The sequence below is a fragment of the Agrobacterium larrymoorei genome (genome assembly GCF_030819275.1).
GTDB lineage: Bacteria > Pseudomonadota > Alphaproteobacteria > Rhizobiales > Rhizobiaceae > Agrobacterium > Agrobacterium larrymoorei_B.
The window spans coordinates 2,831,970-2,854,853 of the sequence record NZ_JAUTBL010000002.1 but is presented as its reverse complement, the minus strand read 5'-3'; the positions used below and the strand labels follow the sequence as shown (position 1 = coordinate 2,854,853).

At 59.1% G+C, this 22,884-nt stretch carries 19 protein-coding genes; 12 read left to right on the top strand and 7 right to left on the bottom strand.

Annotation, left to right across the window (positions count from 1 at the left end):
• Positions 1-62: 62 nt before the first annotated feature.
• The 8 genes from QE408_RS22375 (at position 63) to QE408_RS22340 (ending at position 13,004) form a co-directional block, all read left to right on the top strand.
• On the top strand, positions 63-4,826 hold the full coding sequence (locus QE408_RS22375; RefSeq protein WP_306934643.1) for an NAD-glutamate dehydrogenase: 4,764 nt from the start codon (positions 63-65) through the stop codon (positions 4,824-4,826).
• 64 nt (positions 4,827-4,890) lie between these two features.
• Positions 4,891-6,291, top strand: coding sequence for an MFS transporter (locus QE408_RS22370; RefSeq protein ID WP_306934642.1), 1,401 nt, complete (start codon positions 4,891-4,893; stop codon positions 6,289-6,291).
• 648 nt (positions 6,292-6,939) lie between these two features.
• Entirely contained in the window at positions 6,940-7,929 is a 990-nt protein-coding gene (locus QE408_RS22365; protein WP_306934941.1) for an ABC transporter substrate-binding protein, read from the top strand.
• 4 nt (positions 7,930-7,933) lie between these two features.
• Positions 7,934-8,707: an ABC transporter ATP-binding protein gene (locus QE408_RS22360; protein ID WP_306934641.1), complete on the top strand. Its 774-nt coding sequence runs from the start codon at positions 7,934-7,936 to the stop codon at positions 8,705-8,707.
• Positions 8,708-8,729: 22 nt separating this feature from the next.
• A complete protein-coding gene (locus QE408_RS22355; RefSeq protein ID WP_306934938.1) occupies positions 8,730-9,509 on the top strand; it encodes an ABC transporter permease in 780 nt (259 codons plus the stop codon).
• An 86-nt stretch (positions 9,510-9,595) separates the two neighbouring features.
• Positions 9,596-10,588: an isopenicillin N synthase family dioxygenase gene (locus QE408_RS22350; protein ID WP_373465573.1), complete on the top strand. Its 993-nt coding sequence runs from the start codon at positions 9,596-9,598 to the stop codon at positions 10,586-10,588.
• 74 nt (positions 10,589-10,662) lie between these two features.
• The gene (locus QE408_RS22345) at positions 10,663-11,568 is read left to right on the top strand and encodes a LysR family transcriptional regulator (protein ID WP_373465595.1); all 906 of its coding nucleotides are present in this window, start codon (positions 10,663-10,665) and stop codon (positions 11,566-11,568) included.
• Positions 11,569-11,633: 65 nt separating this feature from the next.
• Positions 11,634-13,004: a cytosine deaminase gene (locus tag QE408_RS22340; protein WP_306934639.1), complete on the top strand. Its 1,371-nt coding sequence runs from the start codon at positions 11,634-11,636 to the stop codon at positions 13,002-13,004.
• Positions 13,005-13,029: 25 nt separating this feature from the next.
• Here the strand turns inward: QE408_RS22340 and phaR are convergent, their stop codons facing one another.
• Entirely contained in the window at positions 13,030-13,608 is a 579-nt protein-coding gene (phaR, locus tag QE408_RS22335) for a polyhydroxyalkanoate synthesis repressor PhaR (protein ID WP_306934638.1), read from the bottom strand.
• 347 nt (positions 13,609-13,955) lie between these two features.
• On the opposite strand from phaR, the gene QE408_RS22330 reads away from it, so the two are divergent.
• The 4 genes from QE408_RS22330 to bfr all read left to right on the top strand — a co-directional run bounded on the left by QE408_RS22330 (position 13,956) and on the right by bfr (position 16,948).
• A complete protein-coding gene (locus QE408_RS22330; RefSeq protein WP_306934637.1) occupies positions 13,956-15,173 on the top strand; it encodes an acetyl-CoA C-acetyltransferase in 1,218 nt (405 codons plus the stop codon).
• Between the two features lie 32 nt (positions 15,174-15,205).
• On the top strand, positions 15,206-15,931 hold the full coding sequence (phbB, locus tag QE408_RS22325) for an acetoacetyl-CoA reductase (protein WP_306934935.1): 726 nt from the start codon (positions 15,206-15,208) through the stop codon (positions 15,929-15,931).
• A 248-nt stretch (positions 15,932-16,179) separates the two neighbouring features.
• On the top strand, positions 16,180-16,491 hold the full coding sequence (locus QE408_RS22320; protein ID WP_306934636.1) for a (2Fe-2S)-binding protein: 312 nt from the start codon (positions 16,180-16,182) through the stop codon (positions 16,489-16,491).
• Positions 16,457-16,948, top strand: coding sequence for a bacterioferritin (gene bfr, locus QE408_RS22315; protein ID WP_306934635.1), 492 nt, complete (start codon positions 16,457-16,459; stop codon positions 16,946-16,948). Before QE408_RS22320 ends, bfr begins: the two co-directional genes overlap by 35 nt.
• Before the next feature lie 54 nt (positions 16,949-17,002).
• Here bfr and QE408_RS22310 read toward each other — a convergent pair whose 3' ends face one another.
• The 6 genes from QE408_RS22310 to rsfS form a co-directional block, all read right to left on the bottom strand.
• A complete protein-coding gene (locus tag QE408_RS22310) occupies positions 17,003-17,515 on the bottom strand; it encodes an RNA pyrophosphohydrolase (RefSeq protein WP_306934634.1) in 513 nt (170 codons plus the stop codon).
• Positions 17,516-17,551: 36 nt separating this feature from the next.
• Positions 17,552-18,742 carry a divergent polysaccharide deacetylase family protein gene (locus QE408_RS22305; RefSeq protein ID WP_306934633.1) on the bottom strand — a complete coding sequence of 397 codons (1,191 nt, stop codon included), beginning with the start codon at positions 18,740-18,742 and terminating at the stop codon, positions 17,552-17,554.
• An 81-nt stretch (positions 18,743-18,823) separates the two neighbouring features.
• On the bottom strand, positions 18,824-20,152 hold the full coding sequence (locus tag QE408_RS22300) for a S41 family peptidase (RefSeq protein ID WP_306934632.1): 1,329 nt from the start codon (positions 20,150-20,152) through the stop codon (positions 18,824-18,826).
• Entirely contained in the window at positions 20,142-21,563 is a 1,422-nt protein-coding gene (locus QE408_RS22295; protein ID WP_306934631.1) for a murein hydrolase activator EnvC family protein, read from the bottom strand. The genes QE408_RS22300 and QE408_RS22295 overlap by 11 nt, the downstream gene beginning before the upstream one ends.
• Positions 21,564-21,707: 144 nt before the next feature.
• The gene (gene rlmH / locus QE408_RS22290; protein ID WP_306934630.1) at positions 21,708-22,190 is read right to left on the bottom strand and encodes a 23S rRNA (pseudouridine(1915)-N(3))-methyltransferase RlmH; all 483 of its coding nucleotides are present in this window, start codon (positions 22,188-22,190) and stop codon (positions 21,708-21,710) included.
• A gap of 202 nt (positions 22,191-22,392) precedes the next feature.
• Positions 22,393-22,830 (bottom strand): ribosome silencing factor, encoded by a 438-nt coding sequence (gene rsfS / locus QE408_RS22285; RefSeq protein WP_306934629.1) that lies wholly within the window; start codon positions 22,828-22,830, stop codon positions 22,393-22,395.
• Between the last annotated feature and the right edge of the window lie 54 nt (positions 22,831-22,884).

Below are 22,884 nucleotides of genomic sequence, written 5' to 3'. Positions count from 1 at the left end.
AATCACGATTTTCCTCCCGTTTATCGCTGAAACGCGCATATTTTTGGAAGAAAGAAGGCAAAATGGGCTACCGGAACAACCCAAAACGCGACAAACAGCTCGAAAAAGCGAAAAAGCTGGCGGAAGCCACCGGCAAGCCATTCATCGATCCCAATACACTTTTTAGTCGTGCCAGCACGGACGACATCGAGCACTATTCGCCTGAGATGTTGGCGCTAGCTGCAAGCCATGCTTTGAGCGAACTTTCCCATTGGAAAGCTGATCGCCCCTATATCGGCATCGCCCAGGTTGATGGGGTCGCGCCGCGTAACGTGCCGGTCTCCATCCTGACGATTGTGGGGCGCAACATGCCCTTCCTCTATGACTCCGTCATGGGTGAGGTGACCAGCAGCTATCGCGGCCTCTACCTTGCTGTTCACCCCATCATGGTGGCGGATCCCAAGGCGACCGGCGGCTACAGGCTGGCCGATCCGGAAACAGACGCACCGGAAGACAATATCAGCCTTATCCAGCTGCACATCGCGCCTGTCGCGCCGCAAGCCGCCGAGGCGTTGAAGGAGCGGCTTCGCTTCGTGCTCGCCCAGGTCCAGTCCGCCTATAGCGACTGGAAGCCGATGCTGGCCAAGCTCGATGAGGCGCTGAACGAGTTGAAGGAGCGCGGATCGTCGCGCCGCAAAGCGGATCGCGCAGAGGCTTCCGAGTTTCTGGAATGGCTGCGCAAGGACAATTTCACCTTCCTCGGTATGCGTGACTACAGCTATTCCGGCAAGGGAAGCTCTGCCAGGATCGAGCGCGGGGATGGCGTCGGTCTGGGGATCTTGAGCGATCCGGATGTGCGCGTGCTGCGTCTTGGCAAGGACGCGGTGATGACGACACCGGAAATCCTGGCGTTTCTGGATGGCCCGGATTTCCTCATCGTCACCAAGGCCAATGTCAAATCGCTTGTCCACCGCCGCGCCTATATGGACTATATCGGCATCAAGCGGTTCGACGCCGATGGCAATGTCGTCGGTGAGCTGCGCATCGTCGGCCTCTTCACCGCTACGGCCTATACGCGATCGGTCCACGAAATCCCGCTTCTGCGTGCTAAGGCATCCGAGGTCGAAGAGCATTTCGGCTTCGACCCCAACAGCCATTCGGGACGCATACTGCACAACACGCTGGAAGCCTATCCGCGTGATGACCTCTTCCAGATCGAAACCGATCTTCTGGTACGCTACACAGAACAGATCATGGAGCTTGCGGATCGTCCACGGGTGAGGGTGCTTGCCCGTATCGATCGCTTTGACCGCTTCGTCTCCGTCATCATCTATGTGCCGCGCGAGGAGTATAATTCCTATGTGCGAGAGAAAATCGGCGACTATCTCGCGCGCGTCTATGACGGCCACATATCGGCCTATTACCCAGCCTTCCCGGAAGGCGCGCTTGCGCGCGTCCACTTCATCGTCGGGCGCAGCAATGGTAAGACGCCGCGCATCGCGCAGGAAAAGCTGGAAGATGCCGTCAGCGAGATCGCTGCGCGCTGGATCGATCATTTTACGGCGCTCTCAGAGCCTGGCGCTCCTCTGCTTGATGTCGATCAGGCCTATCAGGAGGCCTTTACCCCGGAAGAGGCCATCGGCGACATGGCCGATATCGTCGCGACCGCCACTGGCGAGCCGGTTCGCATCGAATTCTACCGGACTGCTGAGCAGGCGGAGAATATTCTCTCGCTGAAGATCTTCCACCGCGACGGCCATCTGCCGCTGTCGCGTCGCGTGCCGCTTCTCGAAAATCTCGGCTTCAGCGTCATCAGTGAACGGACCTTCGACATCGGCGTCGTCTCCGGCGAAAAGACCGATTTCATCGTGCTGCACGACATGGAGCTTCGGGTCCAGCCGGGTGTCACACTCGATCTTGCCGTCAACGGCCCGCGGCTTGAAGAGGCGTTTCTCGCGGCCTTTGATGGCACCGTCGACAATGACAATTTCAACCGCCTGATCGTTGCCGCCGGACTGACGGTGCGCGAGGTGTCCGTGCTCCGCGCCTATGCGCGCTATCTGCGCCAGACGGGAATCGTCTACTCGCAGGAGCATATTTCCGAGACGCTGTTCAAATATCCGGTCATTGCGCGCAGAATTTTCGAGCTTTTCGCCCATGGCTTCGATCCCAAGCTTGGCGAGAAACCGCGCCTGCGCAAACTCTCCGATCTGCATAAGGCAATCGAGGCCGATCTTTCCGGTGTGCCCAATCTCGATGAGGACAGGACGCTTCGCCGCTACGTCAACGCCATCGATTCCACGCTACGCACCAACTACTTCCAGCGCAACGAGGACGGTTCGCCAAAGGCGATGCTGGCCTTCAAATTCGATCCGAAGCTTCTGGATGGCCTGCCGGATCCGCGTCCCTTCCGCGAAATCTTCGTCTATGGCACGGAAGTTGAAGGCGTTCACCTGCGCTTCGGCAAGGTGGCGCGCGGTGGTCTTCGCTGGTCGGATCGCGGTCAGGATTATCGCACCGAAGTGCTCGGTCTCGTCAAAGCCCAACAGGTGAAGAACGCCGTGATCGTGCCGGTCGGCGCCAAGGGCGGCTTCTATCCGAAGATGCTGCCGGTGGGTGGCAATCGCGATGAGATCTTCAATGCCGGCAAGGAAGCCTACAAGACCTATATCCGCACGCTGCTGTCCATCACCGACAATATCGCAGGCGATGATATTGTTGCGCCAGCGGACACGGTGCGACTCGATGGCGACGACCCTTACTTCGTCGTGGCGGCCGACAAGGGTACGGCAACCTTCTCCGATACCGCCAACGGGCTTGCGCGCGAAGCGGGCTTCTGGCTCGATGATGCTTTTGCCTCTGGCGGGTCCGCCGGTTACGACCACAAGAAGATGGGCATCACCGCCCGCGGCGCCTGGGAAACCGTCAAGCGTCATTTCCGGGAAATGGATACCGATATCCAGACGACGCCGTTCAAGGTCGTCGGTGTGGGCGATATGTCCGGCGACGTCTTCGGCAATGGCATGCTGCTGTCGGAAAAGATCGAACTGATCGCCGCCTTCGACCACCGCGATATCTTCATCGATCCGACGCCGGATACGGATGTCTCTTTCGCAGAGCGAAAGCGGATCTTCGAACTGCCGCGTTCCAGCTGGCAGGATTACGACCGCTCGACATTGTCGAAGGGCGCGATGATCATTTCGCGGGCGGAAAAATCTGTGACCCTGACGGCGGAAGCCGCTGCCGCAATCGGCATCGACAAAACGGTGGCAACGCCCTTCGAGATCATGACGGCGATCCTGAAAGCGCCCGTCGATCTCCTGTGGTTCGGTGGCATCGGTACCTATGTGAAGGCGGCGGTGGAAACCAATGCCGAGGTGGGGGACCGCGCCAACGATCCGATCCGCATCAACGCCACGGAAGTGCGCGCCAAGGTTATCGGCGAGGGGGCCAATCTCGGCATCACCCAGAAGGGCCGTATTGCCTATGCGCTGTCCGGCGGGCGCTGCAACTCGGATGCCATCGACAACTCCGCTGGTGTTAATTCCTCGGACGTCGAGGTCAATATCAAGATTGCGCTGGCATCCGCTGTGAATGACGGCCGTCTGACATTGCCGAAGCGCAATCAGTTGCTCGCCTCTATGACCTCGGAAGTGGCGCAACTGGTGCTGCGCAACAACTACCTCCAGTCGCTCGCGATCTCGCTTGTCGAGCGCAAGGGCAGCGGCAACCGCGAAGAGTTGGGCCGCCTGATGGCTGCGTTGGAATCTTCAGGCCAATTGAACCGCAAGGTGGAGACCCTGCCGAACGATGCGGAGTTCAACGAACGCTATGCCGCTGGCAAGGCACTCACCCGGCCTGAAATCGGCGTTCTGCTGTCATACGCGAAGCTGACGCTGTTCGATACGCTGGTGGCCAGCACCCTGCCGGACGAACCCTATCTCCAGCATCTGCTGACGGATTACTTCCCCAGCAAGATGCAGAAGACCTATGCGGGGGATATTGCCAGCCATCGCCTGCATCGCGAAATCGTCGCCACGGCGCTTGCCAACCAAGTCGTCAATCGCGGCGGTCCGGGCTTCGTCCAGAAGCTGGTGGATGCAAGCGGTCTCCTTGCTCCAGCCGTCGTCAAGGCGGCGATGATCGTTGAGGATGGCTTCGGCCTGAAGCGGTTGTGGAGCGAGATCGACGCGCTCGACGGGCAGATTTCCGGTGTCGTGCAGAACGATCTTTATGCCAGGGTCATGCAGATCTTTGGCGATGCGACACGACTCTATCTCCAGACGGCAGGTACCGTCACCGGCGCCATGCGGGATGAGGTCGAGAGGTTGAAAAGCGCGATCAAAACGCTGTCTCTGGCTGCGGCAAAATATCAGGAGGAGGTCGGTCTTCCCGAGATCGACGGCGTCTCGCCGGCGCTCGTCAGGGAGCTCGAGACACTGCGCCTTCTGGTCTACGTGCCGGAAATCATGCTGATTGCCGACCAGGCCAGCACGACATTGGCGCGTGCGGCGGAAAGCTATGCAGCCGTCTCCACCACCTTCCGCGTCGCACGGCTTCTCGATGCCAGCCAGCGGGTCAGCCCGGCTGATCATTATGAGAGCCTCGCGCTGCTGCGCAGCCAGGACCAGATCGCCTCGTCACGCCGCCGCATCGTGGTTTCGGCGCTCACGGAACATGCGAAGGAGAAGAACCCGGTTCAAGCCTGGTACGCAGCCGACCGTGTGCGCGTCAATCGCATCGTCTCGGAACTTGCAGCGCTGAGCGATAGCGGCGAGACAAATCTCGCGCGGCTCACCGTTGCCGCAGGTCTGCTTTCGGATTTAGTCCAGACCCGAAGCGTCTAACGTCTCATAATCACACGACCCGGCTGTTACACACCGGGTCGTCTGCGTGCGGAAAGGCAATCGAATGACTTCTTCTTCCCGCACGGGAGAACCGACAGTAGCTCCGACAACCGACGTGCAGAAGGTGGATGCGAAAGGGATATGGGGCTGGATGCTGTTCGACTGGGCAGCGCAGCCCTTCTTCACCGTCGTCACCACCTTCATCTTCGGGCCCTATTTCGTCGCCCGGCTGACGGATGATCCGGTCTCGGCGCAAACGCTCTGGAGCAATGTCGCGACCATCTCGTCCGTGGTCATTGCAATCTTTTCGCCCATCCTCGGATCGATTGCCGATCAGTCCGGGTCGCGAAAGCCCTGGATTGCGTTTTTCGCCGCCATCAAGATTATCTGTCTTGCGATGTTATGGTTTGCCGCGCCCGGATCACCGGTGTTGTGGCCCGCCCTCTTCATGATCTTTGCCTCGATTGCGGCGGAATTCTCCATCGTCTTCAACGATTCTATGATGCCGCGTCTGACAAACCCGGAGAATGTCGGGCGAATCTCCAACACCGCCTGGGGGCTAGGCTATCTTGGCGGCATGATCGTCCTGATCTTCATCGTGCTCTTCATGGCCGCCAGTCCACAGACGGGGCTTACCATCATCGGCCTACCGCCGCTTTTCGGGCTTAACCCGGCCACCGGCGAAGACGCCCGCATCACCGGACCGATCGCCGCGATCTGGTACTTCATCTTTATCCTGCCGATGTTCTTCTTCACGCCCGATGTGAAGAAGGGGCTGCCGCTTGGGCGGGCCGTGCGCTCGGGCTTGTCGGAGCTGAAATCGACGCTGAAGGAGTTGCGCCACCGTCCGCTCATCACACGCTTTCTGATCGCACGGATGCTCTATCAGGATGGCGTCAACGGGCTGCTCATCCTGGGCGGAGCCTTTGCCGCTGGCATGTTCGGCTGGGCGACGATGGAGATCGGCATTTACGGCATCATTCTCAACATTGTTGCCATTGGCGGCTGCTTTGCCGCTGGCAGGCTCGATCAGCGGCTCGGCTCGCGCACGATGATCATCATCAGCCTCATGCTTTTGCTTCTGGCGACGCTCGGCATCATCTCAACGGAAAAGACATCGACCCTGTTCGGATTGCTGCAATTCTCTCCTGAGGAAACCCATGGTCTCTTCAGCAGCGGGGCGGAAAAGGCCTATATCGTCTATGGCGTGCTGATCGGTCTTGCCTTCGGCCCGGTGCAGGCCTCGTCACGCTCCTATCTGGCGCGCAACATCACGATTGCCGAAGCGGGCCGCTATTTCGGCATCTACGCGCTCTCCGGGCGCGCCACCAGCTTCATGGCAACGCTCATGTTCTCCGTCGCAACCTATGCGACCGGCTCCGCCCATATCGGTATGGCGACGCTGATCCTCTTCCTCGGCGCCGGATTTATCCTGCTTCTGCGTGTTCCTTCTCGTCCAAACTGACACCGGCCTTCTCGAAGGTTCGCCGTGCCCTTCGCGCTTTTCATTATCAGGCCAAGTCATGTGGTTGGCCTCATCAGTGAGGCCGCGACCTGGCTTGAGATGCCTAGCACGCAGCCCAGACGAACCACAATTTTCAGTCCTTTGCGTACTGATTTTTAGAACGCCTAATTTGAATGCTTCGTAGATCCTCTAATGACAGTACTGTGGTGTCAAAAAAATATTTTAGATCAATATACTAGCAATAAGCGGCCTAGGTCTTGGCACACTTCCAGCCTGAAATTGAGTAATATTTAGGCGCTTATTTAGAGCGCACAAACTTCTTGCGATACAGCAATTCCTGTGGAATGAAAAAGGGGCGAGTAGAAGCGGTCTGAGCCCAACGCTCTGGACATTGCTCGACGGATTTGTCTGTCGAGGATGATCATATGACCCAAGAAGAGACCTTTTCTCGCCCTCTGAACCTGAAAATTGAAGATCCCGATGTGGCCCTTAAAAGCCACAGGTGTCTTTCCTGCCTTACCGGTCCCCTTGCCGAAAAGCGCGCTTGCGCCCGTTTGACCTTGCTGTCGGAAGGCTTTCCCGAAGCACGGATCGCGTCTCTGTCGCCGTCCTTTAAAACAGAACACTAACCTGGAGAGAATGCTGATGATGTCTGTTCCTAAACTTGCTGCTGCCTTCGCCGCTTTCTGTCTCGGTGCGACCCCCGCGCTCAGCGCCGACAAGGTCGTTTTTCAGCTCGACTGGCTTCCGGGCGGGGACAAAGCGCCGATCTATGTCTGCATACACGAGGGCTTCTGTGAGAAAGCCGGACTCGACGTTTCGATTGCCTCCGGCCGCGGCTCGACGGAAGCGATCTCGCGGCTTGCTGCAGGCACGTCGGATATCGGCGTTTCGGATATCGGCGCGCTGATGGCAGCCAAGGCAAAGGAGGGGGTTAAGGTTACGGCCGTCCTTTCCATCTTCAACAAAGGACCGCATGCCTTCTACGTTCTCAAGGATGGCCCGATCAAGAGCGTTTCGGATGTCAAAGGCAAGTCCATCGCCACATCACCCTTTACCTCCTCCAACGTCTATCTGCCCCTGGTCCTGAAGGATCAGAATATCGCCGAAAGCGACGTGAAGCTGATCAAGGCCGATCCCGGCGCCCTCGGCCCGATGCTGATGACAGGCAATGTCGATGGCATCATTGCCTGGATGACGGATTTCACCCGATACAGCAACCAGGCGAAGGCTGCCGGTAAGGAGATCGTCGCGTTGCCATGGTCTTCCGCCGGACTGGAGCTTTATTCCGCCTCGCTGCTGGCAAATGACGAGTTTCTGACCAAGCGCCCCGACGTCGCTCGCCGCTTCGTCGATGCCTACAAGCAGTCGATCGAGTTCGCCAAGGCCAATCCGGAAAAGGCCGCAGCCGCCGTCGTCGCCATGGTTCCGGAGTTGAAGGCGGAGGATGTTGAAGGCTCTTTGAAGGACACGCTGCCGCTGATCTTCAACGAGGTCACGGAAAAGGACGGCCTCGGCGTGCTCAAGCCCGATCGGCTTGCCGAGACGTGGAAGCGCGTTTCGACCGCCCAAGGTATCGATGCGGGTAAGCTCGATCCTGAGACTGCGGTCAGTCGCAAATTCATTGCCACGGAGTAAGGCAATGAGCCCAGCTGCAATCCGTTTCGACAAGCTCGGGCAGGTCTTTCTCACCCGCACAGGCAAGACAGAAGCCCTCCGTGACATCAGTTTCGAGGTGGCTCGCCACGAATTTCTAGCGATCCTGGGCCCTTCGGGCTGTGGCAAGTCGACCTTGCTGCGCATGATCGCCGGTCTTCTCACGCCAACATCCGGTCAGGTCGAGGTGTTCGGGCTGAAGGTCACCGAGCCGCGCGACGATATCGGGATCGTGTTTCAGCGCCCGACGCTGTTGCCATGGGCGACGGTCGAGGACAACATTCTTTTCCCGGCGCGCCACAAACGCGGACGCGTGACGTCGGAGGAGCGCAACCGGGCGGCAGAGCTTATTAGCATGGTCGGTCTCGACGGCTTCGCCAAACGGCTGCCGGACGAATTGTCCGGCGGCATGCAGCAAAGGGTGGGGATAGCCCGTGCGCTGTTGATGGACCCGGACATTCTGCTGATGGACGAGCCCTTTTCCGCGCTGGACGCGCTGACGCGTGAAGTCATGGGCTTCGATCTGCTCAAAATCTTCTCCGAGCGGCCGAAGACCGTTGTCTTCATCACCCATTCCGTCAGCGAGGCGGCTCTCCTCTCCGACCGTGTGCTGGTGATGACCGGCAGGCCGGGTACCGTGCTCACCGAAATTCCCGTTCCCGTGGCTCGCCCGCGCGGCCCGCAAACCGCTAACGACAAGGCTATCCATGACCTATCAGCCACTCTCCGCGATCTCCTTATCGGCCGAAAGGCCGCTTGACGTGCCAGGTTTCGGCAAAAGGATGTGGCTTGCGGTCCGTCGGGCCGTCAGCCTACCAGGCGTTCCCTTTCTGCTGACGATGATCGGCATCGTGCTGATCTGGGAGCTCGCCTGCCGGATGCTTGCCATCCCGTCCTACCTATTGCCACGTCCCTCGGCGATTTTCGATGCCTTTCCGGCCATTGGCTTCAGCCGCTGGAGCCTGCATGTCTGGTCGACGCTGCGCGTGGCGCTGATCGGCTATCTTCTCTCCATCGTCATCGCCATTCCATTGGCGATCATTCTTATTCGTTCACCCATCCTCTCCAAAACGCTCTACCCGGTGCTGGTGGTCATCCAGTCGACACCGGTCGTCGCCATCGCGCCGATCATTATCGTGGTGTTGGGTGCCGGTGATGCGCCGCGCATCGTGATCACCTGTCTCATCACCTTCTTCCCATTGGTGGTCTCGACAGCGACGGGGCTTGCCGCGACACCACCTGAGTTGATCGAACTGTCGCGAAGTCTCAGGGCGCCGAGTTTTCGGGAAATGACGCAAATCCGTCTGCCTTTCGCCGTGCCTTACATTTTCTCGGCGCTGAAGATTTCCATCACACTTGCCGTCATCGGTGCGGTGGTCGCGGAATTCTGCGCGTCGGAAGCGGGCGTGGGTTACTTCATCCAGTTCTCCACCTCGATGTTCAGATTGCCGGAAGCGTGGGCCGGACTTTTCGTGCTCGCCGTCCTCTCGCTCCTTCTGTTCCAGATCGTGCAGGCAACGCAGCGTCTCCTTTTTCCCTGGAGCCTGCCGAAGAAAGACTGAACCCCATCCCGGAGTAGAAGCAGTCGGGCGCGCCTGGACATTGCTCCTCAACCCAGCTCCTGCGGGAGCAAAGCATGGAGAAGACCATGATGAATGCAGCAAATTACAGCCTGGCCGAACTCAACAAGGAGACGACCATCGGCGGCGAGGGAACGACCGTCGAACGCGAAATCCCGGTTATCGATCTCTCCGACTTCGAAAACCGCAAACAGGAGATTGCCGATCAGCTCTGGACGGCGTCCGTCGAGATCGGTTTCTTCCAGGTCTATAATCACGGAATAGCGCAGGATGATATCGATCTTGCCTTCGACACGGCCTGGCGCCTGTTTGCCTTGCCGCAGGAGATCAAGGCGCAATATCCGATGCCCAAGGGTGTCAATGCCGGCTGGGAGTTCAAAGCGCAGGTGCGGCCCTCCACCGGAACGCCGGACAACAAGGAAAGCTATCAGATCACCCGGCCCGAAATGACCAATCTGTGGCCAAGCGAGGAGGAGCTTCCGGGCTTCAAGGAGACCATGCTCCGCTTCGAAGCCCAGAACTGGCAGCTTGGCATGCGCATTCTGTCCTGCTTCGCGCTAAAGATGGGCTTTGCCGAGGATTTCTTTGCCAAGGCGCATGATCCGTCTTCCGATCAGTACCAGTCTACCCTGCGCCTCATCCACTATATGTCCATGGAGAATGCCAAGCCGGAAGACTTCCAGTTCTGGCGCGCGGGCGCCCATTCGGATTTCGATTGCTTGACGATCCTTCACCAGAAGGAAGGCGAGGGCGGTCTTCAGGTTTGCCCCGGCAAGGATGCCGCAGCCGGCCAGTGGACCGACGTGCCGCCTAGAAACGGTTACATCACCTGCAATATTGGCGACATGCTGATGCGCTGGTCGGATGACCAACTGCAATCGACGCTGCATCGCGTCCGAATGCCACGTCCGGGCGAATATCTCGGCCGCCGCTTGTCGCTCCCCTTCTTCTGCCAGGCGAACAAGGACGCTGTCATGGTGGGTCCGCTCGGCAAATATGAGCCGATCACCGCTGGGGAGTATCTCACCCGCCGTATCAACGCCAACTTCGCCAAGAAATGACGTTGATTGCGCCCAGCGGCAATGCCATCGTGGAGGGGGGCGCCTCGCGCTCCTCTTCAAACATGGGAACGCATATGCTGCATGGTCGCGCCTTGCGCTATATAGACGAGGTTGCGCGCCAAGGCTCGATCCGCAAGGCCGCAAAGAAGCTCAATGTCGCAGCGTCTGCCATCAATCGCTATATTCTCGACCTGGAGACAGAACTCGGCGCGCCGATTTTCGAGCGGCTGCCCAAGGGGCTGAAGCTCACCAGTTCCGGCGAGTTGCTGATCGCGCATATTCGCGACACGCTGAAAGCGCATGAGGCCATGCGAAACCAGATCAAGGCGTTGCGCGGCCTCTCGCGCGGCGAGGTGACGGTCGCCACCATGGCGACGCTGGCTGCCGGAAGGCTCGCCGAGATCGTTGCCGCCTATCGTAGCGCAATCTCGCAAGTGAGCCTGCGCGTGATCGTCGGCGATCGGGACAGCGTTATCGAACTGGTCGCATCCGGCCGGGCCGATCTTGCCCTGGCCTACAATCTTCCAGAGGATAGCCGCCTGCAACGGGTTGCAGAGTTTCGCCACAGGCTGGGCGTCGTGGTCGCTCCCCATCATCCCCTGGCGCTGCGCAAGACGCTGAGAATCTCCGACTGCCTTGCCTATCCGATGGTGCTTGCGGACAGGAGCCTGTCGCTGCGCGAACTGGTGGAGAACCTGGCGCCGGCGCGGGCGCAACTCGACCCGGTTGTCGAGACCAATTCGATGGAGCTGATGAAGCGGCTTGCCTATGTCGAACCGCATGTCACCTTCTTGAATCGCGTCGATGTGGATCGGGAGCTTGCTAATGGCGAGCTTGCCTTCATTCCTCTTGCTGGCGGCGGTGGCCTGCAGCGGCTCAACATTCTGCATCGGGCGCGTGGCTCGCTATCGCCCGCCGCGAGCCATTTCATCAATTTCGCCTCGGAACGATTGAGGTTACCCGAAGACGAGGGTGCTTGACGCATCACCAGTGCCACCAGCGGAACACCTTCGCGCGACACGCTATAGGATGTGAAAGTAACATCATGACAATAGAGAAGAGCACGGAAACTATCCCCGAACGGGCGGGTCTGGCCATAGGGAGCCTGACCGGGAAAGGTCAGGTGCATTTGCGCAACGCGCGGATCCCTGCGGCGTTGATGGCAGCTCCAGGGCTTGAAGGAGGCCTCAGGGATCGGGACGGGGCGCTTCTGGTCGATCTCCTTGTGCAAGATGATGCGATCGCTGACATCGCTCCCGCTGGCGTTCTTGCCGTTGACGGTGCAGTTCACGTCATCGATCTTGCGGGCCGCCACGTCTGGCCGCTTCTTGTCGATGTTCATGCCCATCTCGACAAGGGACATATGGTGGATCGCGCGCCTGATTCCGGTGGAACCCATGCAGGCGCGCGCGCGGCAACGACGGCCGATCGTCTGGCGCATTGGAGCCATGAGGACGTGACCGCGCGCATGGAATTCGGACTTGAGACTGCCTACGCCCATGGCGTTGCAGCCATTCGGACCCATCTCGACAGTCATGAGGGGCAGGCACATATCACCTGGGCCGCCTATCGACAGGCCGCTGAACGCTGGTTGTCGCGCATTGCCTTGCAAGCCGTCGCGCTTGTTCCGCTCGACGTCTACGCCTCCGGTCATGGCCGCGATCTTGCCGATCTTGTGGCAGACGGCGGCGGTCTCATGGGCGGGGTCACACGTGCCAGCGGCGGCACGCATGGGGGTCTGGACGACATGGAGGGGTTGCTGGACATTCTCTTCAGGCTGGCAAGCGAGCGAGACCTCGACATCGACCTGCACGTGGATGAGGCGGCAACGGGGGATTCCCTTCCCGCGATTGCGCGCGCGACGATGCGCTACGGGTATGAGGGGCGGGTGACATGCGGCCACTGCTGTTCACTGGCACTTCTTGAGGAGGAGAAACTCGCCGAGCGTCTCGCGCTTCTGGCGCAGGCCGGCATCAGCATTGTGACGTTGCCGACCGTGAATATGTATCTGCAGGACCGCCAGCAGCTCAGAACCCCGCGGTGGCGAGGGGTAACGCCCGTCAAGGAACTGCGCGCCGCTGGTATTCGTGTCGCGGTTGCGGGCGATAACTGCCGCGACACGTTCTATGCCTATGGGGATCACGACATGCTCGACACCTGGAGGCAGGCGGTGAAGATCCTGCATCTCGATCACCCCTATGGTGACGCGGCAACGCTGGCCGCCGCCGTTCCCGCATCGATCATGGGGCAGGATGCCGGTCTGATCGCCATCGGCCGCAAGGCCGACCTGATGATCCTGAATGCCTGGACCATGAGCCAGGTTCTTGCCCGTCCGCAAAGCGACCGGTCGATCATTCGGCACGGCGCGAGCGCTGACGTGGCGCTTCCATCTTACCAGCTGTTAGGCCGGGGATGAGTTTCCGCTTGTAGGCTGCCGACTGTCAGAGCTGATCGAGCTTGGTCTGAAGGTTGCGCAGTTGCGCCTTTAGCTCATCGATCTCCGAGGCGTCGGGCTTGCGCTGTTCCTTAGGCGTCGATGCGGGCGCGGCAAAGGGCGTGAACATCTGCATCGTCTGCTTGAAGAGTTCCGTGTTGCGTTTGATCTGCTCTTCCATCAACTGGAAGGGCGCGGAAAAATTCTTTGTTAGAGACGGGTCGCCGAAAGCCTTGCCCATATGCTCCTGCATATGGCTCTGCTGCTCGGAGAATGCCTTCATCGAATGTTCGAGAAAGGTCGGCACGACCACCTGCATCTGGTCGCCATAATAGGAGATCAATTGTCGAAGGAAGGCGGTCGGCAGAAGCGTGTTGCCGGTCTTGGCTTCCTGCTCGACGATGATCTGCGTCAGCACGGCATGGGTAATGTCTTCAGATGTCTTGGCGTCCTGAACCTTGAAGTCTTCGCCGCGCTTGACCATCTTCGCCAGGTCTTCCAGCGTCACATAGGTGCTGGTCCCGGTGTTATAGAGCCGCCGGTTGGCGTATTTCTTGATAACGGTCTCGCCGCCATGTCTTCCCATCCTCGCCTCCTCGCGATGCCGGTCTTGCTTGTTTTCCTAGATCATGTCGCGCAAATGTGTGCAGCGGTTTGCGATAACGACATGCCATAAAACAAGGACATAAAGCGTGTGAGCGAATCTGAAAGATCGCGTTACGCTTTAGTGTTTTTTGCTCTTCCCATTCAAAAGACTATGCTGAAACAAAGGCGTCTGACAAATGGTTTGTGCGATGCAGCAGTCACTTTCTTGCGCAGCAATTTTGCAGCATGCGGATGCTGCTCTGCAGCGTCCTTTCAAATCGACCTGGGTAAATTGACTTACGCCCTAAGCTTTGACAGTCTCGCGGCAAAATTCGGGAGAAAACATCCATGCCTTCATCCTCCATCGTGATCGCGAGCGCCGCACGCACGCCGGTCGGCTCGTTCAATGGCAGCTTTGCGAATACTCCGGCGCACGAACTTGGCGCATCCGTCATCACTGCGGTTCTGGAACGGGCAGGCGTTGCGGCGGCGGATGTCGATGAAGCGATCCTTGGTCAGGTGTTGACTGCCGCCGAGGGCCAGAACCCGGCGCGCCAGGCCGCAATGAAGGCCGGCATTCCGCAGGAAGCAACCGCCTTCGGCATCAATCAGCTTTGTGGTTCTGGCCTGCGGGCTGTCGCGCTCGGCGCGCAACAGATCGCGTTGGGTGATGCGTCCATCATCGTTGCGGGCGGACAGGAATCCATGTCCATGGCTCCGCACGCGGCGCATTTGCGCGGCGGCGTGAAGATGGGCGATTTCAAGATGGTCGATACCATGTTGAAGGATGGCCTGATCGATGCGTTTCATGGCTATCATATGGGCATCACCGCAGAGAACATCGCCCGCCAGTGGCAGTTGTCTCGTGAAGAGCAGGACGAATATGCGGTGCGCTCGCAAAACCGCGCGGAGGCGGCGCAGTCAGCCGGGCGCTTCGAAGACGAGATCGCGCCCTTTGTCATCAAGGGCCGCAAGGGCGATGTGACGATCTCCGCCGACGAATATATCCGCGCAGGCGCGTCGCTGGAGGCGCTGACCAAGCTGCGCCCTGCCTTCGACAAGGAGGGTAGCGTGACGGCGGGCAACGCCTCCGGCCTTAATGACGGCGCTGCCGCCGTGCTGCTGATGACGGAAGAAGAGGCAGCCCGGCGCAATATCCAGCCGCTGGCGCGCATCGCGTCTTGGGCAACCGCCGGTGTCGATCCTCAAATCATGGGGACCGGACCGATCCCCGCCTCGCGAAAGGCTCTGGCCAAGGCGGGCTGGTCGGTTGGCGATCTTGATCTGGTCGAGGCAAACGAAGCTTTTGCCGCGCAATCCTGCGCGGTGGTGCGCGATCTCGGTCTCGATCCGGAAATCGTCAACGTGAATGGCGGTGCGATTGCGATCGGTCATCCCATTGGCGCATCCGGTGCGCGTGTTCTGAACACGCTTGTTTTCGAGATGAAGCGGCGCCGGGCAAGCAAGGGTCTCGTGACACTTTGCATCGGCGGCGGCATGGGTATTGCCATGTGCCTCGAAGGGCTGTCGGGCCAAATCATTGAAATGCCACGTTGGCCCATCTAAAGGGTTACTCAATGGAATCGAGGGCCTTGACGATGAGCCGGGTGGCGTTGGTAACGGGTGGAACAAGCGGTATCGGTGCTGCGATCGCGAAAGCGTTTCAGGCGGCAGGCTACAAGGTCGCGGTCAATTACGCTTTCACCGAGGATCGCGCCGAGGCATTTCGGCAGACGACCGGCATTCCGGCCTATCAATGGGACGTGCGCGATTATGATGCCTGCGTGGCGGGCGTGGCCGAGGTGGAACGGGCGCTCGGACCGATTGACATCCTTGTCAACAATGCCGGCATTACCCGCGACGCCATGTTCCACAAGATGACGCCACAGCAATGGCGTGAGGTCGTCGATACCAATCTCAACGGCGTCTTCAATATGACGCATCCGATCTGGCCTGGCATGCGCGAGCGGGGCTTCGGTCGCATCATCACCATCTCGTCGATCAACGGCCAGAAGGGCCAGGCGGGGCAGGCGAATTATTCGGCATCCAAGGCGGGCGATATCGGGCTGACAAAGGCGCTGGCCCAGGAAGGCGCCTCGCGCAACATCACCGTCAACGCCATATGCCCCGGTTATATCGGCACGGAGATGGTGCGTGCCATTCCTGAGGCCGTTTTGAAGGAGCGGATCCTGCCGCATATCCCGGTGGGGCGATTGGGTGAGCCGGAAGAGATTGCACGGTGCGCCCTGTTCCTTGCCTCCGATGACGCAGGCTTCATCACTGGATCGACGCTGACGGCCAATGGCGGACAGTATTTCGCCTGATAGGCATCAAAAATACGATCACAAGTCCGTGATCGCGCGCTTGGGGCGTGGGCGGAGTGGCGCATGGCAATCCATACGCCTCTCATCAAGAATCCGCTAAATCGATGAAAACACGAAGTTTTTCGTCTAGTTTAGAAATCCTCTAAATATATCACTTGTCGAATTGTGCCATTGTTTTTCTTGACATCGAATGTCCTGTTTTGGTTTAACAGGGAAAACAACGTGTTGCGTCACGCAGGCAATGGATCATGCTGGTTTGTAGCTGCAATTACATCACCGACAACGACATTCGCGATGTCATCAACGAGCTTCTTGATGAAGACTGTTGGCAGCTCATCGTTCCGGCAAAAGTCTATCACGCCATGCAGAAGCGTGGTCGTTGCTGCGGCTGTTTCCCGACTGTCGTCGACCTGATCATCAAGACCACGGAAGAATATCATGCACGTCGGCACTCGACTGAGGCCGAAGTTTTTGATTTTATGTCCCGCCTGAAACAATTGCATGAAGACAACAGGAGAGCGGACATTGAAAGGCGACACAAGAGTCATCGAGCAGCTTAACGAGGCACTGTTCCTCGAACTCGGTGCAGTGAACCAGTACTGGCTTCACTACCGGCTGTTGAACGACTGGGGCTACACAAAGCTCGCCAAGAAAGAGCGCGCCGAGTCGATCGAAGAGATGCAGCACGCTGACAAGATCATCGATCGCATCATCTTCCTCGAAGGCCACCCGAACCTTCAGACCGTTGCGCCTCTGCGCATCGGGCAGAACGTCAAGGAAGTGCTGGAAGCCGACCTCGCCGGCGAATACGACGCCCGCACGGCTTACAAGAAGTCCCGCGACATCTGTCACGATGCCGGCGACTATGTCTCGATGAAGCTGTTCGAACAGCTCCTCATCGACGAAGAAGGCCATATCGACTTCCTCGAAACGCAGCTCGATCTTCTCAACAAGATCGGCGAAGCCAAGTACGGTCAGCTCAACGCCGACTCGGCCGACTCTGCGGAATCCGAGTAACCCTTTTGGAATAAATCGGAAAAGGCGGCAGAGATGCCGCCTTTTTTATTACCGTTATTTTCCTGCGAGATGACGGAACTGCTCGACCACCTGCTCATAGACCGACCGCTTGAACGGGACGATCAGCTCGGGCAGGGTGTCCATCGGCTTCCAGTCCCAGGCGTCGAACTCCGCCTCGTTGCTACCCGGCGGCGGGTTGATCTGGATCTCGCTTTCATCGCCATCGAAACGGAAGGCGAACCATTTCTGTGCCTGGCCGCGATATTTGCCGCGAAGCCCGATGCCAATGAGTTGCGGCGGCAGATCGTAATGGATCCAGTCGCGCGCTTCGGCCAGCAGCGTCACGGTCTTCATGCCGGTCTCTTCATAGAGCTCGCGAATGGCAGCAGCGAGCGGCGCCTCGCCCTCGTCGATGCCACCCTGCGGCATCTGCCAGAGTTGAGGCGAGCCATCGAACTCAGAGTTGCCTTGTGAGATGCGGCGTCCGGCCCAGACGAGGCCCTTATCGTTCAGAACCATGATACCGGCGCAGGGGCGGTAGGGCAGATCGTCTGCTTTGATCGACATTGTTGAACCTGGATGTTGATTGTTGGTGAAGCAGACTTACTGCTTGGAGTCTTGCGAGACAAGCGCCGAGACACCGACGATCTCGATGCCGCGCGCTGCCGCTTCGACCGACCATTTGGAGATTGCGGCAACGCTCTCATCGAAGGCGGACGCAACACCGATGGCGGAACCATTGCGCCGCGCAATCCGCTCCAGATCGTCCAGCTTGCGCAGAATGGCGGCGTCGTTCACCTGATCGTCCAGTTGCAGATCGGCGAAGCCCGTGGGCGTGGACACGGCCTTGGCGATGATGCCGGTGCGCGATTGCGCTGATGATCCGTCATCCAGAAACAGCAGGCCGCGCTGGCCGACATCGCGCAGCACCGGCTCAAGCGCCTTTTCATCGGCCATGAAACGCGCGCCGAGATAGTTCATCACGCCGGTATAGTTGGTGATCTTCGCCATGGACCGGTGAAGCCGCTCCAGATTGATCCTGGCCGGATCGGAGACCAAGAGCGTATCAGGACCGGGATTGGTGCCAGGATAACCAAAGGGTTCGAAGGGAATCTGTAGCAGGATCTCATGGCCCTCACGACGGCCCTCCTGCATCCAGCGCTGCAAGCTGTTGCCGGTCGCGGCAAAGCCGAGCGTGACTTCGGGCGGAAGCTCCCTGATCGCCTTCTGCGTGCCGGTCTGGCTAAGGCCCAGCCCACCCACCACGATGGCGATACGAGTACCGCGTGCGCCGGACCAGGGCCTGGCATATTGATCCATTGGTTTCAGGCCGTCGGCGCTGATAATGGGAAGCCTGCCGAAGGGGCTCTCCTCCAACAGTTCCTCATTCGGTCGCATCGCCACCCGTGGGTCCTGCCCGACCGTCTGGCCGGTCATCAGCACGGGTGCGTTGTCATTGCGGTCTTTCGGCGAAAATACGGAGACGGTATTGCCGTCCGACATGGTGTTGCGCTGGACATTGGCGCCGGAACGCCCGCTTTGCAAGTTGGAGGCGTTACTTTCGTTCGTGGCTGCTGCCTGATCCTGCGGCGTTCCCGCCGGTCCCAGCGCCACGTCCGGCGCGGTAGAGCTTTTCGCCAGATTGCCGGGAGAAAGCGCCGTATAGAGGGACAATCCGGCCACACCGCCGCCAACGAGAACTGCAAGCAGCGTCAACACAGAAAAGCGCCGGAAAAACCCGACGCTCTGTTTACGCTTCCGACCCATGAGCGGCTTACGCAGGTCTGATGACAATGGTGTTTCCGTGGCTGATGCGTGATTGACGTCTGACCGGACATGGAGTGGCACCGGCCTTGGACCGGTGCCCTTGATGTCTTACTGCTTGTTGACGACTGCCTTTTCCGGGTTCGGCGGGAAGGAGGGGTCGGTCTTGGTGCCATGCAGCAGGTCCAGCGCATAGTTCAACTGGATATCGTCCTTGGCTTCCGGCGGAACGTAGGCTGCGGAGCCCGAACCTTCTTCGGTTTCGCTCTGGCCCTGGATATGACCGCGCAGGCTGGATTCGCCTTCGGCGCGCACACGACCCTGAAGCTCTGGCGGTAGTGGCTGTTCCACCTTGATGTCCGGTGTGATGCCGGTGCCCTGGATGGATTTGCCGGACGGCGTGTAATAGAGCGCCGTCGTCAGGCGCAGCGCACCGGCTTCGCCGAGCGGAATGATCGTCTGAACCGAGCCCTTGCCGAAGGAGCGGGTGCCGACAACCGTGGCACGACGCAGATCCTGCAGGGCGCCCGCGACGATTTCAGAGGCCGAAGCGGAGCCGCCATTGATCAGAACGATCACTGGCTTGCCATCGGTCAGGTCGCCAGCCGTGGCGTTGAATCTGCGGGTCTCATCGGGGTTACGGCCACGGGTGGAGACCACCTCGCCACGCTCGAGGAAGGCGTCGGATACATTGATCGCCTGGTCGAGCAGACCGCCTGGGTTCAAACGCAGATCGAGCACATAGCCCTTGAGCTTGTCAGCCGGAACGTCCTGCTTGATCTTCTTGATCGCCTTTTCGAGATCGTCATAGGTCTTCTCGGTAAAGGAGATGACGCGCAGATAACCGACATCGCCACCTTCGACGCGCGACTTGACCGCGCGGACTGCGATGATGTCACGCATGACGGTGATGTCGAGCGGCTTGTCGGCGCCCTGGCGGATGATGGTGAGCTTGATCGGCGTCTTGACGGCGCCGCGCATCTTCTCGACCGCTTCTTCCAGCTTCAGGCCGCGAACCGGCTGACCGTCGATTTCGGAAATGAAGTCACCGGCGAGAATACCAGCCTTGGCGGCAGGCGTGTCGTCCATCGGCGAGATGACCTTGACCAGCTCGTTTTCCATCGTAACTTCGATGCCGAGACCGCCGAACTCACCCTTGGTCTGGGTGCGCATGTCATTGGCATCTTCGGCGTTCATGAAGCTCGAATGCGGATCGAGCGAGCTCAGCATGCCATTGATGGCATTCTCAACCAGCTTCTTGTCATCCGGCGGCGTTACATATTGCGCACGCACCCGCTCGAAGACATCGCCGAAAATCGAGAGCTCCTTGTAGGTGGAAGGGCCTGCCGCCTGGGCCGGCAGGCTGGCAGAATAGATAACGCTCATCGCCGTGGCACCCATGAGCCCACCGATGAGAAGAAGCGAAGCCTTACGAATCATTACGCGCCCTTCCGGTATTTTTTGCGGACCACCAAGGTTGAGAATCAACCGGCACTCCGTCTTTTCTGAATTCAATGTAAAGCGTTGGCTTGTCAGTTTCCAGCGCCAAAGCCGCCGCACTCGCCACTCTTTTTACGCCCATGGAGGCAATAGGCTCGCCGGAGAAAACGAACATGCCCTGCCGCGTTCTCACATTGTCCATTCCCGTCAGTACCAAATGATAACCGTCGCCGGCGTTGAGGATGATCATGCGGCCGTAGCTGCGAAATTCTCCAGCAAAAACCACAAAGCCATCGGCTGGCGCTGTTACCAGTGCTTCCGGGCCGGTTGCGACGACGATCCCCTTGGAGAAATGCCCTGTTCCATCGGCATCGCCGAAGCGTCTCAGCACATCTCCGGAAACCGGCATTGCCAGCTTACCCTTCAAGCTCGAAAACGGATATGCTGGCGCAATGCGGTTTTTATCGGGCACCCCGGCCTCGGTTTGCGCCTCCAATTTGTCCCGCTCGGCAGGGGGGAGACGGGCGATCCGCTCCTCTTCCAGACGCGCCTTTTCCTTGGCGTCGCGCACCGAGGAAATCTCGTTTTCAAGCGAGGAAACCAGGCCTTCCAGACTGGTCGCCTTGCTTGCAAGTTCTTCTGATCGCTTGCGTTCTGCTTCGAGATCGGCGGCCGTCTGGCTGCTCTTTTTGTCGTTTTCCGCGCGCAGCAGATCGAGCCGCTTTTCCTCTTCCAGACTTGCCGTCATCATGCCCGTCAACTGCTCGCGCTCCACAGCAATCGCCTGGCGCAGGTCAGTCAACTCTTTGAGAGCGGTGACGAGTTTGTTCGTTTCAGCGCGAATGCCGGGAACGACGGCGCCGAGCAGGATCGCGCTTCGCACCGAGGCAAGCGCATCTTCCGGGGATACGAGAAGGGCAGGCGGCGGGTTGCGGCCCATGCGCTGAAGGGCTGCCAGGACTTCTGCCAGAACACCGCGGCGTTCGCGAAGCGACGCTTTCACATCATCCTCACGCACGCTGAGCTTTGCCAGCCGGTCCTGACCATCATTGATCTTGGCTTCCAGATCCTTGCGGCGCTGGGCAGACGCGATCAGTTCTTCCTTGATTCGGGCCGTATCCTGATTGAGCGCTGCAATGCTCTCTTCAAGCTGGCGTGCCTTGTCTTCCGACAATCCAATGCTGTCCACCAGTTCCTGTAGATCCTGGCGGTTCTGGTTACGCCGGGTTTCCAGTTCCTGCAATTCGCTCGACGATTCTGCCGGTGGAGTGGCCGTGGTCGGTGCCGCATCCTGAGCGGCTGTGCTTTGCGGGGAAAGGTATGTCAGGCCGATGATGACAGCTGCGCTCGCTCGGAGCGCAAATCGACCCGCCCGCGGGGCAAGTCGAGATCTGTCGCACGCTGGACCCATGATGATGTTCTTCTACCCGCTTTATAAGATTGGCGACCATACGCTGCTTCGCGGCTTCGCGCCAATAGGCATGATAGCGACGCGACATAGACGCGTGTTTGCGACGAAAACATGTCGATGACGGGAAGACCTTAGGGGCCGGATCTAAACCCGGTGATAGGGGTGGCCGGAGAGAATGGTCACGGCGCGGTAAAGCTGCTCTGAAATCAGGAAGCGGACGATCTGGTGAGGCCAGGTGAGCTTGCCAAGGCAGAGTGTCGCGGTCGCCTTCTCAGTCAGCGACGGGTCGAGCCCATCTGCGCCGCCAATGGCGATGATCACATCGCGCTTTCCATTGTCACGCATGGTGGCGAAAAGCTCGGCGAAAGCGGGGCTATCCAGCGCCTTGCCGCGCTCGTCGAGAAGGATCAGTGCGGCACCGTCGGCCAGATGCTTTTCCAGCATTGCCGCTTCTTCACGTTTGCGCGTGTCCGGGTTGGAGGCGCGACTTTCCTGCACCTCGATCATCTTGGCAAATTCCAGCCCGATCGCCGGGCCAGCCTTGGCAAAACGATCCAGATAGCGAGACGCAAGCTCTTTCTCAGGGCCGGATTTCAGCCGTCCCACCGCAAAAATTGAAATCCGCATTCACATATCAGCCTATTCGCAACCTGTTGAGCTGCGCTCCTAGCAGAATTGGCTGCGGGTTTCCATGCGACCGAAAAAGCCTTCGGCCTAAGGCGTGTCGCGATCTTTCAGATCCACTCCCTACGCCTTATTCCTATGCCTTATCGCATATTGTTATCGCAAAACCGCTGCCCATTTTTGCGCGGCATGCTCTAACCCGCGATCAATGCAGCGTTTCTTCCTCGATGTCCGGCGTCGCCCACATCTTTTCGATGTTGTAGAACGCTCGCACTTCAGGACGGAACACATGGACGATGACATCGCCTGCGTCGATCAGCACCCAGTCGCCGGCCTCGAGGCCTTCAACACGCGCACCGCCGAAACCCTCATCCTTCATATCGGTAATGAGATGTTCGCAGATCGCCGTCACATGCCTGTTCGACCGCCCGGACACGACCACCATGTAGTCTGCCAGCGCCGATTTTCCGGCAATGTTCAGGGAAACGATATCTTCTGCTTTGGAGTCCTCGACACTTGCAAGGACGGTTTCCAGGGCACGACGGGCGGCATCGACGCCACTCTCCTGGCCCTTCGGGATAGCGCTATAAGCTCTTCCCTTCGTGTGTACTGTTGTCAGAGGTTGTCCTTTCCGAAATGACAAAACAGATACTGTGCGACGCGATTCTCAGCGACGCATAACAAAGGTGGCACCATT

Bases quoted from the DNA above. Each gene is read 5' to 3' on its own strand.
- QE408_RS22375 (WP_306934643.1), top strand. From the start codon at position 63: ATGGGCTACCGGAACAACCCAAAACGCGACAAACAGCTCGAAAAAGCG.
- QE408_RS22370 (WP_306934642.1), top strand. From the start codon at position 4,891: ATGACTTCTTCTTCCCGCACGGGAGAACCGACAGTAGCTCCGACAACC.
- QE408_RS22365 (WP_306934941.1), top strand. From the start codon at position 6,940: ATGTCTGTTCCTAAACTTGCTGCTGCCTTCGCCGCTTTCTGTCTCGGT.
- QE408_RS22360 (WP_306934641.1), top strand. From the start codon at position 7,934: ATGAGCCCAGCTGCAATCCGTTTCGACAAGCTCGGGCAGGTCTTTCTC.
- QE408_RS22355 (WP_306934938.1), top strand. From the start codon at position 8,730: ATGTGGCTTGCGGTCCGTCGGGCCGTCAGCCTACCAGGCGTTCCCTTT.
- QE408_RS22350 (WP_373465573.1), top strand. From the start codon at position 9,596: ATGATGAATGCAGCAAATTACAGCCTGGCCGAACTCAACAAGGAGACG.
- QE408_RS22345 (WP_373465595.1), top strand. From the start codon at position 10,663: ATGCTGCATGGTCGCGCCTTGCGCTATATAGACGAGGTTGCGCGCCAA.
- QE408_RS22340 (WP_306934639.1), top strand. From the start codon at position 11,634: ATGACAATAGAGAAGAGCACGGAAACTATCCCCGAACGGGCGGGTCTG.
- phaR (WP_306934638.1), bottom strand. From the start codon at position 13,608: ATGGGAAGACATGGCGGCGAGACCGTTATCAAGAAATACGCCAACCGG.
- QE408_RS22330 (WP_306934637.1), top strand. From the start codon at position 13,956: ATGCCTTCATCCTCCATCGTGATCGCGAGCGCCGCACGCACGCCGGTC.
- phbB (WP_306934935.1), top strand. From the start codon at position 15,206: ATGAGCCGGGTGGCGTTGGTAACGGGTGGAACAAGCGGTATCGGTGCT.
- QE408_RS22320 (WP_306934636.1), top strand. From the start codon at position 16,180: ATGCTGGTTTGTAGCTGCAATTACATCACCGACAACGACATTCGCGAT.
- QE408_RS22310 (WP_306934634.1), bottom strand. From the start codon at position 17,515: ATGTCGATCAAAGCAGACGATCTGCCCTACCGCCCCTGCGCCGGTATC.
- QE408_RS22300 (WP_306934632.1), bottom strand. From the start codon at position 20,152: ATGATTCGTAAGGCTTCGCTTCTTCTCATCGGTGGGCTCATGGGTGCC.
- QE408_RS22295 (WP_306934631.1), bottom strand. From the start codon at position 21,563: ATGGGTCCAGCGTGCGACAGATCTCGACTTGCCCCGCGGGCGGGTCGA.
- rlmH (WP_306934630.1), bottom strand. From the start codon at position 22,190: ATGCGGATTTCAATTTTTGCGGTGGGACGGCTGAAATCCGGCCCTGAG.